At 39.0% G+C, this 16,317-nt stretch carries 16 protein-coding genes; 5 read left to right on the forward strand and 11 right to left on the reverse strand.

What is annotated here, in order from left to right; genetic code table 11:
• Positions 1–165: 165 nt before the first annotated feature.
• The 6 genes from BLS16_RS12055 to BLS16_RS12075 all read right to left on the reverse strand — a co-directional run bounded on the left by BLS16_RS12055 (position 166) and on the right by BLS16_RS12075 (position 7,339).
• A complete protein-coding gene (locus BLS16_RS12055) occupies positions 166–1,002 on the reverse strand; it encodes an HAD family hydrolase (RefSeq protein WP_092333565.1) in 837 nt (278 codons plus the stop codon).
• Positions 999–2,117 (reverse strand): cysteine protease StiP family protein, encoded by a 1,119-nt coding sequence (locus BLS16_RS24005; protein ID WP_207649749.1) that lies wholly within the window; start codon positions 2,115–2,117, stop codon positions 999–1,001. Before BLS16_RS24005 ends, BLS16_RS12055 begins: the two co-directional genes overlap by 4 nt.
• A gap of 45 nt (positions 2,118–2,162) precedes the next feature.
• Positions 2,163–3,581, reverse strand: a complete 1,419-nt coding sequence (locus BLS16_RS24010; protein WP_207649750.1) for a phosphoribosyltransferase family protein — start codon at positions 3,579–3,581, stop codon at positions 2,163–2,165.
• Entirely contained in the window at positions 3,532–4,725 is a 1,194-nt protein-coding gene (locus BLS16_RS12065) for an HpcH/HpaI aldolase/citrate lyase family protein (protein WP_092333533.1), read from the reverse strand. Before BLS16_RS12065 ends, BLS16_RS24010 begins: the two co-directional genes overlap by 50 nt.
• Before the next feature lie 262 nt (positions 4,726–4,987).
• Positions 4,988–5,308 (reverse strand): DsrE family protein, encoded by a 321-nt coding sequence (locus BLS16_RS12070; protein ID WP_242876270.1) that lies wholly within the window; start codon positions 5,306–5,308, stop codon positions 4,988–4,990.
• Positions 5,309–5,506: 198 nt separating this feature from the next.
• A complete protein-coding gene (locus BLS16_RS12075; protein WP_092333535.1) occupies positions 5,507–7,339 on the reverse strand; it encodes a PAS domain-containing protein in 1,833 nt (610 codons plus the stop codon).
• A 432-nt stretch (positions 7,340–7,771) separates the two neighbouring features.
• Here BLS16_RS12075 and BLS16_RS12080 point away from each other — a divergent pair, with 432 nt between their 5' ends.
• The gene (locus BLS16_RS12080; protein WP_092333537.1) at positions 7,772–8,164 is read left to right on the forward strand and encodes a DUF6173 family protein; all 393 of its coding nucleotides are present in this window, start codon (positions 7,772–7,774) and stop codon (positions 8,162–8,164) included.
• A gap of 195 nt (positions 8,165–8,359) precedes the next feature.
• On the forward strand, positions 8,360–8,545 hold the full coding sequence (locus BLS16_RS12085) for a hypothetical protein (RefSeq protein ID WP_092333539.1): 186 nt from the start codon (positions 8,360–8,362) through the stop codon (positions 8,543–8,545).
• 141 nt (positions 8,546–8,686) lie between these two features.
• On the opposite strand, the gene floT is transcribed toward BLS16_RS12085, so the two are convergent.
• From floT to BLS16_RS12100, 3 genes are all read right to left on the reverse strand, one after another.
• Positions 8,687–10,153, reverse strand: coding sequence for a flotillin lipid rafts scaffold protein FloT (gene floT / locus BLS16_RS12090; RefSeq protein WP_034602247.1), 1,467 nt, complete (start codon positions 10,151–10,153; stop codon positions 8,687–8,689).
• 55 nt (positions 10,154–10,208) lie between these two features.
• Positions 10,209–10,733 carry an NfeD family membrane protein gene (locus BLS16_RS12095; protein ID WP_092333541.1) on the reverse strand — a complete coding sequence of 175 codons (525 nt, stop codon included), beginning with the start codon at positions 10,731–10,733 and terminating at the stop codon, positions 10,209–10,211.
• Between the two features lie 86 nt (positions 10,734–10,819).
• Positions 10,820–11,497 (reverse strand): PspA/IM30 family protein, encoded by a 678-nt coding sequence (locus tag BLS16_RS12100; protein WP_092333543.1) that lies wholly within the window; start codon positions 11,495–11,497, stop codon positions 10,820–10,822.
• Between the two features lie 529 nt (positions 11,498–12,026).
• Between BLS16_RS12100 and BLS16_RS12105 the strand changes: the two genes are divergently transcribed.
• Positions 12,027–12,620 (forward strand): DUF1836 domain-containing protein, encoded by a 594-nt coding sequence (locus BLS16_RS12105; protein ID WP_092333545.1) that lies wholly within the window; start codon positions 12,027–12,029, stop codon positions 12,618–12,620.
• A gap of 71 nt (positions 12,621–12,691) precedes the next feature.
• Here BLS16_RS12105 and BLS16_RS12110 read toward each other — a convergent pair whose 3' ends face one another.
• Entirely contained in the window at positions 12,692–13,420 is a 729-nt protein-coding gene (locus tag BLS16_RS12110; protein WP_092333547.1) for an SGNH/GDSL hydrolase family protein, read from the reverse strand.
• Positions 13,421–13,925: 505 nt separating this feature from the next.
• Here BLS16_RS12110 and BLS16_RS12115 point away from each other — a divergent pair.
• Complete coding sequence (locus BLS16_RS12115) at positions 13,926–14,192, forward strand: hypothetical protein (protein WP_092333549.1); 267 nt, start codon at positions 13,926–13,928, stop codon at positions 14,190–14,192.
• 495 nt (positions 14,193–14,687) lie between these two features.
• Positions 14,688–15,161: a hypothetical protein gene (locus tag BLS16_RS12120; protein ID WP_092333551.1), complete on the forward strand. Its 474-nt coding sequence runs from the start codon at positions 14,688–14,690 to the stop codon at positions 15,159–15,161.
• Positions 15,162–15,392: 231 nt separating this feature from the next.
• On the opposite strand, the gene BLS16_RS12125 is transcribed toward BLS16_RS12120, so the two are convergent.
• Positions 15,393–15,629, reverse strand: a complete 237-nt coding sequence (locus BLS16_RS12125) for a phosphopantetheine-binding protein (protein WP_042334294.1) — start codon at positions 15,627–15,629, stop codon at positions 15,393–15,395.
• Positions 15,630–16,317: the final 688 nt, after the last annotated feature.

The raw sequence follows: 16,317 nt of genomic DNA on the forward strand, positions 1-16,317 counted from the left end.
ATGCCTTGACAAGCTGAAATAAAAGGATACTTGTATCTTATCACAGGAAAGCTTTGGAGAAAAAGCCAAATTGTAATGTTCACATAAGTTTCACAAAGCGAATGCCTAGCAATGTTCTCCGTAAACCAATGTTTTCCATTATATAATTCACATATTGTGTTGATTTTATACCACTAAATCCTTAGACATGGAATCGGCTACATAATCTAAGATTTCTTCTCCTGCTTTAATTCCATGTTGCCTGGTAAAGTGAATTCTCTCCAAATCCAAAAGCTTCTGCAGTCTAAGGGAATGTAGTTCCCCATGAGCAGGAGCAACGGCGAAGTCCGCAGTATTAAGCATATCTAAATCCAGCAAGGAATCTCCCGCTGCTAAGCTACAGTCAATGCCTTCCTTCCCTTTGATATATTGAACCGCTGTTTTCTTATTAACACTATTAGGGACTAAATAGAGCTTCCTGCCTTGAATAGACAACTCCCAATTTTTTTCCTTTGCCCATAATTTAAAAGCCGCTAAGTCTACGACGGGAATCATATCACGTTCGACTAAACAGTAATAAAATAAATTATCGGCCATTTTTCCGGAGTCCGGATGTACCCAGGAAGGATGTCTGATCTCATTAAACCGTTGGATAAGATCTGCAGCCTCCAGACAATTCTTACAAGCGGCAGATACCTGCCGGCTCCACTCCTGATCTTCAATACCTTTATGAAAGATTGTCCCTCCATTGCTGGTCACTGCATAGTCAAAGAAGATATCGTATTCAGCGAAGTTTATCCGCTGATATTGAATTTTTGTTCGCGTAGTTACAGGTATGAAAAGCACTTCTCTCGATAGTTGCTTCAGTTTACTTATTGAATTTGCGGTCATATAAGAAATATATCGATTCTCAAACCATTCAACGGGGAGAATAGTTTCTTGTAGATTTTCATTCATGAAGGATCGCTGTGAGTAAATTAAAGTTTGATCCAAATCGCTGGCAAACATCATTTTTTTTCTCATGATATTTGTTTCACTATTCCGCAACAAGAATAAATCAGATTGGGGTACTCCTCAATTGGAACTCCTTTATCCTGGCATAACAGCATAATATGTTTCAAGTTATTATTCTCAATACTGTCCACCAGAACCCTTTCCGGCAATCGTCTTAAAAGAACTCTCGTAGTTTCTCCAATACCCGGCTTTATGAAATTGATATCCTTGATCCCATACCTTTCCTGGATCCTCTTTAAAGATTTTAGCCCTTGCCAAGAAACCTCAGACTCATTAGGGGGATTAAGAAGCCCCAAGTTCTCTGGAAAAAGGTGTGCAAATTCCTTGGAAATGGTATCAATAAACAAATTGGATACTTCTACTTTGAGAAGTTCTTCATAAAATCTGGCCCCATGAAATTCCTTGTCTCCGATAAGATCTTGGCGAAAAACAGTTCGGCTAACTAATCCAGACACTGTTGAGTTCAAACAAGCACTGGGAATCAAAAAGTCTTCTCTGGTTCCAAAGGTTTTTACACAGTGCCCCGGATCGGCAAGGACTGCTAAGTCATCATCTAGTTCGCAGTTATATTTTGCATTAAACTCCAGGCATGCTTGATTTAAGACCTGAGTTATAGCCCCCTTGCCTGTCCACCCATCGATGAATTGGATCTGCGCAGGTGAGTGATTCTGAAGAATATACAGCAGGGCATTTTCATCGATTCCTCTGCCACGAATAATGGAAATACTATAATGAGGTAAATCTAAGTCATGCTTTTCCAGCAAGTAGCGTTTAATCAAAATACCTATAGGAGTTCCTGCCCGAGCCAAAGAAACAAGCACCATTTCAGATCCGTTTTTCTGTAATATCTGCTCTGCTACAATTTCTACAGCCTTCGCGACTTTCCTTGCGCTCTCTTGAAGAGTCAGGTGGAAAAGATCTAAGTACTCTTTGGTTGGTTCATATTCTATCGGCAGCATTTCTGAATAATGACCGCCGGATTGGATCTTTTGCTCCCGGGTTTCCAGATCTGTCTCAGCCATTAACCCATTAAGGTTCTTGAGTAGAAAAATAACATCCTTCGGGCTATAGCATCCCATTGGGGCCGGATCAGGAATTTGATGAGTGAAGAGTTTTTTATTCACCTGCGGTCACCTCTTTTCAGTTATTAAAGAGCAAAATTCAAATTCTTAGACTTTGTCTTCAGGGGTTTCTATAGATGAACCTACAACAAAAACTAAGCGCGGCATCTCAAGTTCAGCAAAAATCTTTACTAGAGGCTTTAAGCGCGCAAAAGGCACTTCTCTTTCCAGAAACACATAGACCTCGTCATAATAGTTGGGGGGAATGTTATACACATAAAAATTAAGACCTTCATCGTCAGGACTGGCGAAAGTAAATCTATTTTGAATCCCATAGTCCGGCTTGGCAAAGGGATAAATCGGGCTTCTGGTGGTGGAATGATACTTTATACCGTCACCCATATAGGCCGAAATGAGCATTGGAAAATACATAAATTCACCGGTTCCTAGGCAAAGGGTTTTTTTCCCTGACCTGTCTAACTTTAACTTCTCCCCAATTTCCTTAGCTAAGGGCAAAATTTCTCGATCTCTCCTGCTGGATAACCCAAATCTACCGGTTAATCCAAGATAAGGAGAAAGACTTGGATTCCCTTTGGAATCAAGGGAATAGAATGAATTTATATCCTTTAGATCTAAGATTTTCTGTTCTGTGGGAACAAAAAAATCCTCAGTAATATTGGATTCTGCTCCAAAGTTTCGTGGTTCCCCTTGTTCTCTTCGTTCGTTTAAAGAGGAACCGCTCACCGCTATTTCCCCCTCTAACAGAGAAATGGTGTGAATCCTAACACCAAGCAGCTGTTCAAGCCTCTGATAGTTAGCCCGGTTTTCTTTCGTTCTCCAATCTAAAAGGGATAAGACCACATAATCTTTTTTCGGAAATTTAGTGTGGATTGCTTTAATAATATTTAAAGCAGTCTTTCCTGTGGTTATCTCATCATCAACAAGAACAATGGTTTTTGGATCTCGAAGTAATTCCGGATCCACAGGATAACACCGATGATTAACGGCATGAGAATGGTCTTCCTTAAAATCTAGCACTGGGGACAGGAGAGGAATCTGATCCCGGGTCGTATGTAGGTAATGGGCATTATCGAAAGCGCTAAAGGTTGCATGCCCTAAGCCTGTTGCTGTTTCAGCGAAACCTATAAATAAAGTTTCCTGAGGCAGTACAAAGCGAGGTTTTGAAATTACAGCTTCATAAACTTTTCTTGTATCCTTATTCTCTTTTAAGGCTTGTACAATAGCTGATGTATCGGCATGATTTACACCATGAATTCTAGCCATAAATTGAACAGCTAAACTGCTTCCTGCCAGCAAAGGTATAAAGGGATCCACCGGTACATGCTTACCAAGAACCTTGCTTACAAACAAAAACCCTCGTTTCTTGTTCTGTCTTGCCGCCAGTGAATATAATACTTGAGGGTCAATATCGAAGGGATTCTTGGTTAGGGTAACGGATACCCTTTGCCCTTCTACATTATAAGTATACATCTTCGGTAAAGAGGCTGATGAAATTGTGTTGTTCATGAAATACCCCATAACTCTTTGCTCTTAATAAAATTTTCTGGGCCCAATTATAATGTGGTTTCATTTCATTCATCTTATTAGTATAATGGCTTTTCGTAACCCCTTGCAAGCCATTACTGTTCTCAATAATGCTCAAAGCATCTAAATACTCTTCATATCCGACAATATAGAGGGATTGTACGGGAATGATATGACTGGGATGAATAATGGTCTTGCCAATAATTCCATTTTCTTTGTCCAAAATAACTTCACGGATAAGACCATCAACATATTTATTCAGAAGTTGGCTTCTAATCTTCGTTCGATTATTTCCGAGATTATCGTGAAACTGTTCAAAGGGACTCTTGCGCAGCTGCGGTTTAAGAACTCTTCCTCCATTAGAGAAGTACTCCCAAACAGGACCGGAGACTACGTAATCACTTTCAAAACGGCTAAATATATTAATAATATCGGAAATACAATCACGTATTACCGTTATATCATAGATTGTTACATCCGGACCTCTGCGAATTCCATAATAGCCCGAAAAATCTGTCGCCCCAATTCGTACATTTAAGACTAAGTCATGATAAGTATCTAAAAGCTCCTTTATGTCCATTAATTCCCGAAAACGGGATTCTCTATAGATGACTTCATTACTTTCAATAATGGGCATACCATAGAAAAACCCTGTTGTTTGATTCAGACTCTTAATAGTTTCAAAGTATCTAAAACTTTCGGCTGTGAATTTGGGAAAGACAAAGCCCGTGATTATCTTGCTGCTGTCTCCCATTCTCTCTATCAGGCGCAGGATCTGTTCGGGATCCCTAACTCTAATGAAGATTAGCGGCAGTTCAAAGGACTCTAACTCCTGGTTTTCTAAGGTGTTATAAACTTCTTGGACTTGTTTTGCAAGATTCTCCTCAGCAAACGGTACTTCAGCATCTCCAATTGAATCTTCCAGACACAAGACAGTTGAGGCAAGTCCTCGATACTTATTAGAAATTATGTCTGAGGCTATAGTCTCTCTAGTCCCTGGCATATAGAGGGACGCACCCAAGGCGTGTGAAAGAATCCCTCGGGGAGTTTCCTTGTTGAAAAACTCCGGAGCTTTAAAGAATGTGGCCTCTAGGCCTTCTTTCGTCAAATAATTAAAGTGTCTCACTCAATCGTACTAGCCAAAAGCTGTACTTCTCTCCTTCCTCGGACTGATATAGATTCTATATACTTGTCTACATAAGAATACTACTAATTCCTTCCTATATGGTGAACATTTGGTGAAATTTATGTTAAATCTTAGTAAAACAATCATTAAAATTGTTTAATGAACATAAAAGAAACCCGGTCAACCGATGTCGGTTAAGGCGAGTTCCTTTCTGTTCTTCTCTCATCAGAATTGTAATCCACAAAGGCTCATTGGTATCATATTAAAAAGAGAATACTTTTGATTCAGCCGCTAGATCAATAAGCTGAGCTGCTGTAGACAATTTTGCCCCTGCAATAAATTCATCTTCGCTGAAGAGCCTATATCTGGCACAAGGAGTGCAAATGTAAAATGGGACTTCCTTCTCAATTAAGTAATCTATATAAGTTTTAGCATCATCCCCGGTAGGTGCCTTAACATTATCAGCTAATCCCAAAACCCCATAGACCACAGCATCCAGTATCTCTAAGTCGTCTGGGACATACAGGTTGCCCTTATCATACACTTTTCCTTCCTGGGTGTATAATTCTTTGAGTTTACACATATTTTCATCTTCAGTATGCCTAGGAAGCAGATTTTTGACATTGCAGCTAGTTCACTATAACGGCAAAAGGCTTCGCTCAAGAGCCAATCACTATTGCCACATATTTTTGGCATTGGCTAAGTTGAGCCTAAATCCAAATTGTTTTGTTTTTATTGATGGGATATCAAAAAAGGTTGCAGCTTCCTGCAACCCTCATGCTTAAGTGAGGTTTTTAAACCGGACAAAAAACGTAGTCCCCTTTGAACCAGTATCTATATCTATCTTAGCGTTATGCCGCGCTACAATGCTATAGCAAACCGCTAACCCCAGGCCAGTTCCGTTTTCCTTGGTCGTAAAAAAAGGGGTTCCAATTTTCTCAAGTACTTGGGGGGGAATCCCCGAGCCTTCATCGGATACTGCCAACACTATTTCTTCGTTGTCCATAAAGGTTCTAATCTTAATTGTTCCCCCAGGTAACATGGCCTGGGAACCGTTTTGAACAAGATTTAAAATAAGCTGGAGTATTTCCTTTTTATCTAAAGGTATTTTGGCAACTTCTTCAAGATCCATCACTATATTCTTTTCGGAAACCAATCCATCAGCTTGGATTAAAGGAAATATATCTTGGACAATTTCTTTAAGGCTTTGAACTTCTAATTCAACAACTCTATCCTTTGCCAGAGAAAGAAATTCTGTGATAATCGAGTTAGCCCTATCCAATTCATCAATCATAAGCTTAAAAAATTCATTGTATTTAAAGCAGTCTTCCTTACTGCTTAACAATTGGAGAAACCCTCGGACGGTGGTCATTGGGTTCCTGACTTCATGACCGATACCTGCCGCCATTTCACCCACAAGACTTAGTCTTTCGAGTCGGGCCATTTCTTTTTCCATTTTGTTTTTTAAGACTTCTTCCTCATACTCCTTGATTTTGGTGACATCATAACAGATTCCCACATGTCGAATAAGTTTTCCATGATTGTCGAATATCGGAAATTTTCTCAACCAAATCCATCGTTCTGTTCCGTCAGGCCTTCTAATTCTATACTGATCTTCAAACAAATCCTGGTTAATATCGTGATCGTTGATAAATGCCTGTAGAATACGTTCTTTATCCTCTGGGTGTATGGAATCAATAAATGATTGCGGATTTTCATATAAGCTTTGACACGTTCTTCCCCATACCTGCTCGTAGGCCGGGCTAATATAAACAAGGTTTCCACCCTGACGTATCCAAATTACCTCTCTCAGGTTTTCGACAAGTTCTTTAAATTTGGTTTCGCTTTCCTTGAGTTTAATTTCGTTTAATTTACGTAGGGATATATCCTGAACTACTCCATACCATCGAACTACCTTACCCGAGGGATCCTGATCATACTTTACCCTTTCGGATAACCAAATGGTTTCATTGTCTGATCTGATTAGTCTTAACTCTAATTCATATTCCTTGCCTTTTAGGGGTTCTTTCATCGTATTTATTATTAAATTTTTGTCGTCAGGATGTACCATCTGCATAAAAGCATCAAAATTTGGTGCGAATTCATCCCGAGTTAAACCACATATTCGAATCAATTCGTCAGACCAGTAATTTTCTCCTGTGATCGTATTAAACTCCCAATACCCTAACTTAGCAAATTCTTGAGCTTCTTCTAATCGTTCTTTTGCCTTCCGTTCTGCTTCTTCGGTTTTTTTCTTATCAGTTATGTTACGTCCGGAAGAATACACAAGTTCTTCTGTCCAGTCAATTGTTATTTCCCAGGCTATCCATTTATAAATCCCTTCTTTACATAGGTACCTTCTCTCAATGCTTAATCTGTCTTGCTTATTAATAAGCAAAGACTTTATCGAATTAGTTGCAGCTTCCTTGTCCTCCGGGTGCAAGATGGAATATAAGGTTGATCCCCTCAATTCTTCAGCCGTGTAACCTAAGACCTCTTCAAATGCTGAGTTTACATACCGGAATTGCCCGTGCATATCAGATATGCACAGCAATTCTGGAGTAATGCTTAATATTTTTTTGTAATGTTCGTTACTTAATCCTTCGTTACACAATCCAAATCCTCCTATGATCTAATCAGTCATCTATATTAACAACCTTCAATCCGCTGATAATTTCAGGTAGCGAGCTTTATATGAAATCCTAAACATAATCCGCCATATGTTTCTAAATACCATTATCTTTCCCAATTATTCTACACGTATTGCTATTATCCTTTAAAAATTTTAAATCCGTAAAATCTCTCTCATTCCCCTTATCTCAATCGAGGGCTTTAAGATATCCGTTTATAAAATCTAACGCGTTTGATGTCACTAAATTAGTGCACTCTATTTGAAAAAGGCTTTTATATAAGAGATTTCTAAGTTCGATCTAAATCCAGAAAACTTTTCTTAAAATTTAATAATTTACAGGGATTCCCTATTCTGCTGTCGAAATATACACTATTGGATTCTTAATTACCTATAGGAGTAGAAGGAGGTTAACCCTTGGATGATTTCTTACCCTCTTTGAGAAAAATGAATCTTGATATTCTCAAAGACCTACCAATGTTTACAAATCCTCAACTTGAATGGATTGAGCAGAATCTAGCTAGTGAATTTTGCAAGAAGATTTATGATCAAATCATTGAGTTTGATTCTAAGCTTGATAATGATAAGCAAGTTGCTGTTCGTTTGGTGAATTTTGGACAATCTGTGACTTTTGTAGTCAACGGCCTGGGATACAGTAACCCAAGCCTTATTCGTTTCTCTGGAACAATGCCTAATGGTTCGCCTGTGGAATTGATCCAGCATGTCTCTCAAATAAGCTTTCTTTTGACCTCATCTTTGCGCGATAACCCTAATGAACCGAAACAAGAGATTGGTTTCAAAACAGAATGAAGCCACTCTTGCGGCTTCTTCCAGAACAATTTGCTTACTGGTATTGTAACATTCCGGGTAATCATTACATGGAGCATTCCTTCGCATTCGTAAAACGTGCTTAAAGTCCTATCTAAATAATGACTAATGACATATGCTCTTAGTTTCCCTTATCTTGTAAACTGTAGTAAAAAGCCGAAAGGGTACTTGATAGCTATGTATGAAAAAGCAAACAAACCTGGGATTCTACAAGCCGCTCAACTGATATGTGGAAAAGAAGAATCTCCTACTTTGGTCAGTGATTGCCTAACCCGAATGATGACACCCGAAGAATGGGAGAAATATGGCCCCTTGATTACAGACAAGAGTAAGAAGATACAGAAATCAAAAAACTTCTTATAAGTCAGCAAAAACCCGCCGCTGTGATAACGTTCGGTTTTTGGTTGGTGAGATTAAATTTATTTTGTCATTTTGGATTTAATTGAGACTATCCTTAGTAAGAAACTAGCAGGCTACATGTTTAACATGCAGCCTGCTTTCTTTCTAAACCTGTTGTTTATCTTCAGCCTTTTGTTCTACATAATTATCAGGCTCCTTTGTCAGTCGTTTAACCATGCTTTCCAGATCAATCCCGGATACACTTTTCAACATCGCAGGAGCAGTTGCCATCAACGAGGTAACATAATTACTAACCCTTGCCGCTCCTTCCCCATGACCGGTATCTACTACCGTCAGTTTATCGATGGATTTCAAGGGTTCGGCAACCTTTCCAGCCAGTTCAGGCAGCATTTTGACGATAATGTCCAGTACAGCGGCTTGACCAAATTTTTCAAAGGCTTCAGCCAGCTTTTCCTTAGCTTCCGCTTCTGCTAAGCCTTTGAGCCTAACGACCTCTGCCTCTGCCGTCCCTTTAGCTTTTTCGGCCTCAGCGATTGCCAGACCTTCTAAACGTTTTTGTTCGGCATTGGCCTTTGCTTCAGCCTCTATCCTATATTTTAGAGCATCAGCTTCCCTCATTCGCTTAGCCTTGTCAGCCTCAGCAGCCTGTTCAACTGAATATCTGTCAGCATCCGCCTTCTTTTTAACTTCAGCGTCATATTGTTTCTCTCGGCGCAGAATTTCTTTTTCCTCAATTTCTATCTCTTTTTCCTTTCTGACTAAGGAAACCTTCATTTGTTCCTCGATAACCTGTTGCTGAGAGCGAGCCTCTTGAATATGGTAGGCTTGGTCGGCTTCTGCCATTGCTGTGTCCTGATCTTTTTTATAGGAGGCTACTTTTAGTTCCTTCTCTTTGGTGGCTTCAGCAATGCTTGTATCTCTAAGCAACTCTGCTCTCTGTCCTTCTTCGGTAGCTTTAGCTTTTTGGATCCGGGCATCTCGAACGGCTTGCGCTTCCGCAACTTCCGCATCCCTTTTAACAGCAGCAATCCTCGGTTTACCCAGGGCTTCCAGATAGCCGTTTTTATCTCGGATATCTTTAATGGTAAAGGATACAATCTGTAATCCCATTTTCTTCAGGTCCTTAGCTGCCACTCCTTGAACTTCCTGAGCAAATTTGTCCCTATTGCGGTAAACTTCCTCAACAGTCATCGTTCCTAATATTGCCCTCAAATGCCCCTCTAATACCTCCTGGGCTTCCTGCTGTATAGATTCTGTAGGTTTACCCATAAATTGCTCCGCCGCCGTAGCTACATCTTCTACAGACCCACCGATTTTAATAATTGCTACCCCATCGGCCATAACCGGCACACCCTGCTCCGTATATACTTCCGGGGTGGTCACATCTAACTTATGAGATAACAGGGAAATAAACTGTGCTTGTTGGAAAATAGGCAGAATAAATGCTCCACCGCCCCGAATAATTTTTATCCTTCGACTCGATTCGTCTGTATGGACATTCTTGCTCCCTAAATAAGAGCCTGTAACAATCATAGCCTCATCAGGGCCAACGGTTTTATACCTGGCCCAAAAGGCCATGCCTAATACAAGAATAACCCCCAACACAGTCATAGGGATAGCGAATACCCCAAAACCTAAAACTTCCAATATTACCTCTCCTCTCAATCTACTCATAACGGAAAACGAAAAGTATGCCCTCTTTTGTTTCCCCAACCACGACCCGCGTTCCTGCAGGTATCTCCACTTCTTCAAGATTGCCGGCAATTTGGTTGGTGTTTCCGGCTCCCACTTTCATGACCACTTCACCATAGCCTTTTACGGGAATCGGAACACTTACCTCACCGATTTTGCCAACGAGATCTTTCATCGAATAACCCGTGGAATTTTCACTATTTTTCATGGGTCTTACATATGAAAAATAGACCAAGACTGAAACTGCCATCGAAATTATTACCGAAACAATGACCACTGGGATAAGCTCAAGGGATGTGTATCGACTCAGCATAATCCCTGATCCTCCAAAGACTGTGATTCCTCCGACTAGAACCATCGGCTGCAGAAAATCCAGGTGATCCATGGAGAGGGCGTCGAAGAAACCACCAAATATGTCGCCTAAAATATCTCCGAATATTATGGTTACCAGTGCAAACAGCACTCCACCGATTAAACAGATCCAGTAGATGTCAAGCACTCACTCTACCTCCCCCTCCATGTTCTGTGATATAAAATGCTGGGATATTAAGTTACTGTGGTAAATACGTGATCGATAAGTGTATCTTATTCCTTCTTTTTTATAAGATTCTCCTTCAATTCAGATAATTCCTTCTCTATGTCAATCTGATCATTTCCTAGTGCTTCCAATTCCTGATCAAGACTTTTAGCTTTCTCTGATAAATCTCTAGCCACATAGGCCTCTGCTTCCATTCGGAGGACTTTCTCTTCCATTCTATCAAAGTTGCGACGAGAACTGTCATTTCCAAACCCGTTCATGACTCCATAGATTTCCTTTTGAGCTTTGGCTGCCTGAACCCTTGACACCAATGCATCTCGTTTAATCCGTAGTTTCTCGTATTCATGTTTCATTTCTTGCAGCTCTGATCTAAGCTTTTCGGCTATAGAATTGCAGTTTTGGTACTGCAGCTGGTAATCCTCAGCCTTAGCTTTTTTATGTTTTTTGTCTTCTAGGGCTTTGCGGGCTAGGTCTTCCCGGTCTCTATTTAAGGCCTCTATAGCTTGACCTCCTCGTTTCTCAACCATTGCCAGGGCATCATCCAATTGGGCCTTGAACTTCCAGGCCACAGCCAACTGCCTTGCTACAGCGGCCTCAGCATCCGCTATATCCTCCTCCATGTCCCGTAGGTATTGATCTAACATTTTTTCGGGTTCCTCTGCCTTATCAAGCAGAGAATTAAGATTTGCTCTGATATTGTCACTGACCCTTTTAAACAAACCCATTAAGTTCACACTCCTTTTCTTGTCTAGTAATAGAGAAAAAGTCATCTTGACAATAAACTTATTCCAAAGACCAAAAGCACCGATAACCCAATAAAGAGCAATTCGTCTCTATACTTTTTGAAACCGGTTCTGTCAAACATATATTCGCCTCCTGTTTTAATTCTAGAATAGAGCAGCGCTAAGGGTAAACTATGTGCTAACCTTCACGAAAGAAACCGCGTACTATCCTTCTTAATATAGAGGCTTTAAGAAAGCTAAAAGGTTACAAGTATTCTACTAATTAAAAAATTAATTTATGTACCTCCTTCCTAAATTCCCTTGCGCCATTTCTATAGTTATATGATATCATCTGTTTAAATTAACCACAAATACTAGTTTTAATTACTACGTGACTTTTGGGTTTAGATTTGCCCTTGTTAGTTAATATCTCTCCATTTCTCTTAATGTAGCTTCAAATACCACATGTTCGGTTATCTGTTATCTTGAAATACGGGTTTCTATGCTCTATAATTAATTTGAGGTGATAATGATGCAATTCAATGAAAAGACCCTTAAACAGTTAGTAGAGGAACTCTCCTTGACCCAAGATATAAAGATTACTGATATTCCCGATATCGATCTATACATGGAACAGCTAACTTCTTTCATGGATAACAGTCTGAGCAATCAAAAGAGAGACGAACAAGATAAAATCCTAACTAAGACAATGATCAACAACTATACTAAAGCTGGGCTTGTAATGTCTCCAGTAAAAAAGAAATACAATAAGCGACATATAATTCTCTTAATCCTTGTGTATTATCTTAAAAACATTTTGTCTATTAACGATATCAAGAGTTTATTTGAACCAGTTCTTAACAATATTGAAACTCCGGAGGATGATTTGATTTCCCTTGAAGACATCTACTCAACTTTTCTGGAAGTAAAAAATATTGAATTAGCTTCTTTTGATGAAAGACTAATAGAAAAGGCAACTATGATCAAAGAAAAGACCCAGACCATTGATAAAGATGGTAAAGACACAGCCGAGTTATTTTTAATCGTCATAATGCTGATAGCTCAAGCAAATGCCCACAAAAAATTAGCCGAAAAAATAATTGATAAATATTTTGCTAAAACTTGAGCACCTATATTGGATTCGTTCTATATATAAAGCCCCAAGAATAAGCACAAAAATTGAGATGTGAATTTTTCCTAGGAATGATTCATATCTCTTGCTTTTGATATGTTAAGTGGAAATTTCCACTTAAATGTATCAATTATCAAAACTAATCGATTATAAATATAATCCGACATTAACTTATACCCGTCATCATTGGGATGAAGTCCGTCCATCAATAATTGATTCAAACCTACTTGATCCTCTGGAAATGCACTCCAGACATCCAATACGTTTGATTCAGTTGCAGCGGAAACATTAATTATTACTGCTCTGATTCCCAAAAACAATGATTCATCTGTGGAAACCATAGGTGGTTCAACAATACAAAATATGTCAGCGCCCGGCGCTTTGCTTTTAATGTCATAGATCAACTGCGTGTATTTATTACTGAACTGTTCGGGAGTTTCAAAATTCCTATCAATTCTTCCCGAGCAAATAAACACCGCGTCTGTGGTACTTTCTATCTCAGTTGCTCTCTTTAAGCAATAATCCACAAGTTCTCCTGCTGAAGCTTTATTATCCCATTCTATTTTGTTTGAGTACTTGTTTAAAAGGGATTTCTCAAGGTTTGAATTCCACCCAGTTGTTAAGGGGTCTGAAGCACCTTGACTAACAGCGATGGACTCCCCAAGAATTACAGCTTTCACTGTACCGTTTTTAATCTTGCTTATACCGGTTAAGGGTTGGGCTTTAATATAAGTAATAATGGCTAAGCTCAGCACCAGTAAGGGTATTAGTAAGTAAACAATTATCTTCTTCAAAGCTCTTACTCTCTTTCTTATCCAATAAGCTATGTACATTGCCTTCATTCGATAACTTAGTATTTATTCTGATCTTTTTCTCGTCGCCTCATGCAGGTGAACCCGGTATTTAAATCGATCATTATTCTAGTTCTGCGAGATAGATTTGTGCACTAAATTATTCATTAATTGTATTAAGGTTATTTTACCATTTTTATCCTTGGTTTGTTGAAATCAACAGGCAATTCCCAAAATTTAATCTACTTTAACATTCTTTAATATCCCATTGAATGATTCGGTTGTTCTTGATAGAATCATTAACGGTTGCTATTTCATCAGATGCGTAATCCAAGATGAACCCGGACATGCTATAATAAATACCATTACACGATGTCTGTTCAATCATTAGCTGCTCGATTATGCCCAGACAAATTTAATTTCAGGGGGCTTCCTTCTTTTGTGAGAGCTTGGGAAATTGTAAAGAAAACTCGAACCCCTTTTGTTTATTTTAAGGAGGTGATTTTTTATGAGTTATCAGATTGAAGGCGCCATTGTTAAAGTAAAAGATGATACTTTAGCTATTGTTACGGTTAAGCCCCAAGTATTCCAAAGTACTAGTGAACTTCAAAAAGCTATGAATGCTTATCGTCACGTTTTTCCAGGCATGCCAATCGTCCTAATGAGCCAGGATCCACAAGGAAAACCGACTTGGTATGGGCGAAAAAATATAGTAAGCCTTCTTGCTAAAGTAAACCTACGCAGTATCCCCTGGAGACGTTATATCATTAATTAGCATTAAACAGGTAGTACATTGGTATCCGTTCTCAAATTTAATATTGTCTAAAACTTATAATATCCGTATACTCTGGTCTTTAATGGCAAGAGCATACGGATATTATTTTTATCTTAGCTTTTATCATTTTTAGAGTTTACCCTTGAGGACTGCCAGATTAGATTTTCGGTTCTTCCGAATCAATCTAAATTTTATTTTCTAAAAATAAGAACTTTTTTATAAATAGCCATTGAATTTTGTTATCGCAATGTGTATAATGTTATCAAGATAATTAAGAATTAACTAAACATTCAAACTGATTTAAGGGGATTTTTTATTACTTTTAATGGATAAACTAACATATTCGGGGTTTAATCATTGCCAAAAATATATTTTACTGTTACTAATTTAGTTTTATGCATTGTTTCTCAAGATTTTAAGCAAAAATCCAAACAGTTGTCAATATATTATGTCAATTTATGCATATTAAATATTTATGGCGAGGAGTGGGGAAACATGGCAAAGAGAAATATTGTAATTGGAGTTACCCCGGTAGAATACGAGAATATGCCAGAATCATTAAAAGGAAAGTTTACACTTGCGGTAGAAGGAGTCTCTGATTTATACAGTAAAATGTCTGATGAGTGGGTTGAGCATCGCCAGAAGAATAACCTTAATGTCGAAAACCACAACAAATGTAATATGCAGAAAGCCATTTCAATTTCTATGACAGACAAATGCGTATCTTTAGATGCCCTAAGTATTCTCATGAGAATAGGTAGGAAACCCATATTACTTTCACTTGCCAAGCAAAGCGGAATACCTCACCTTTCGCATCATGTAAAAAATAGAGTTTTATTCAATTACACTCTCTTAATTTTTGATGCATTAGAAGATGCACATAAAATGGCTAAATTCTATGTAGACAAAGCCAATTCTCATTCTAGTGTTCTGGAAAGATGTTCATATGAATCAACAGGCCTGATCTAAAATGATCCAACTAGAATTTAGAAATCACCTAGTTTAAAAGACGAGAAAAATGACGTTCAATTTGATAACAATTTGAACGTCATTCTTTTTTTTGCCTAAGCCTTTGGCAAAGAGAGGACAAACGGTTTGCACCTTTTGTCCTCTCAAAGCATTGTTTGAAAACGAGTGACTTGAGTTAAAATGACCATTATATTCAACCAATAAGTGACCGGACGAAGAAATCGAAAAGTATCAGTAGTCGGTTAAACCTCTATCTCTCAACTTTTCTACAATATCATTGACCGTAACCACATTTGCAAAATCATCATCAGTAATGGTTATCTCAAATTCGTCCTCCAGATCCGCAATAATCATCACCATATCTAACGAATCTACAAATAAGTCTTCCCGCAAACGACTCTCTAGGGTTATCCTTCTCTTCTTCTTTGCTAAAATATGCTTTAAAGTGAATATTACTCTGTCTTCCATTTTCAATACACACCTTCCTCAACACTTATGTAACACCGTGTTGACTACCTATAATAAATATACCTTTTTCCTCTAGTATTGACAATGACAAAGCTGTCACGTTTAACTCAAATCACAGGATACTCACGAAAATTAACTCAAGCTGTTCCGTATCAGCTTCGAAATACAACGAGTGGAACTCCAGACCCAAGATCTTATCGTTCAGTATGATTAGACTCAGAAAGAACTACCTCGTTAGAGATAGTTCTTTCGCTTGTTACCTGGCGATACGAAAGGCGGATGAGCCTTTCGCAACATTGCGACTCATGAAGCAATACTCCTGCAGTGTGGATCCGAACACGAAAAGCGGACGAGCTTTTCGCCACACTGCGTCTCCAGACGCACACTCCCTGCAGTGTGGATCGTGGAACCCCGACTCCCCAAATTCGCCCACGTGGGCGAATTTAAGACACCCCAGATGAGGTGGAAGGATGACACAAAAAAGACCACCTCATTCAGAGATGGTCTTTCTTTGTGTGTTACCTGGCGATACGAAAGGCAGACGAGCCTTTCGCCACACTGCGTCTTATAACGCATACTCCTGCAGTGTGGATCCTACTTTCCCAGGGGCTATGCCCCAAGTATCATCGGCCCTGGAACGAAAGGCGGACGAGCCTTTCGCCACATTGCGACTCGTGACGCATACTCC

Origin of the sequence: Desulfosporosinus hippei DSM 8344 (assembly GCF_900100785.1) — a bacterium.
GTDB classification, from domain to species: Bacteria; Bacillota; Desulfitobacteriia; order Desulfitobacteriales; family Desulfitobacteriaceae; genus Desulfosporosinus; species Desulfosporosinus hippei.

Excerpts from the sequence above, each read along its gene's own strand:
- floT (WP_034602247.1), bottom strand. The coding sequence starts at position 10,153 with ATGACTGTGTTGGGGGTTATTCTTGTATTAGGCATGGCCTTTTGGGCC.
- BLS16_RS12085 (WP_092333539.1), top strand. The coding sequence starts at position 8,360 with ATGTATGAAAAAGCAAACAAACCTGGGATTCTACAAGCCGCTCAACTG.
- BLS16_RS12115 (WP_092333549.1), top strand. The coding sequence starts at position 13,926 with ATGAGTTATCAGATTGAAGGCGCCATTGTTAAAGTAAAAGATGATACT.
- BLS16_RS12070 (WP_242876270.1), bottom strand. The coding sequence starts at position 5,308 with ATGTGTAAACTCAAAGAATTATACACCCAGGAAGGAAAAGTGTATGAT.
- BLS16_RS24010 (WP_207649750.1), bottom strand. The coding sequence starts at position 3,581 with ATGAACAACACAATTTCATCAGCCTCTTTACCGAAGATGTATACTTAT.
- BLS16_RS12105 (WP_092333545.1), top strand. The coding sequence starts at position 12,027 with ATGCAATTCAATGAAAAGACCCTTAAACAGTTAGTAGAGGAACTCTCC.
- BLS16_RS12100 (WP_092333543.1), bottom strand. The coding sequence starts at position 11,497 with ATGGGTTTGTTTAAAAGGGTCAGTGACAATATCAGAGCAAATCTTAAT.
- BLS16_RS12055 (WP_092333565.1), bottom strand. The coding sequence starts at position 1,002 with ATGAGAAAAAAAATGATGTTTGCCAGCGATTTGGATCAAACTTTAATT.
- BLS16_RS12125 (WP_042334294.1), bottom strand. The coding sequence starts at position 15,629 with ATGGAAGACAGAGTAATATTCACTTTAAAGCATATTTTAGCAAAGAAG.
- BLS16_RS12120 (WP_092333551.1), top strand. The coding sequence starts at position 14,688 with ATGGCAAAGAGAAATATTGTAATTGGAGTTACCCCGGTAGAATACGAG.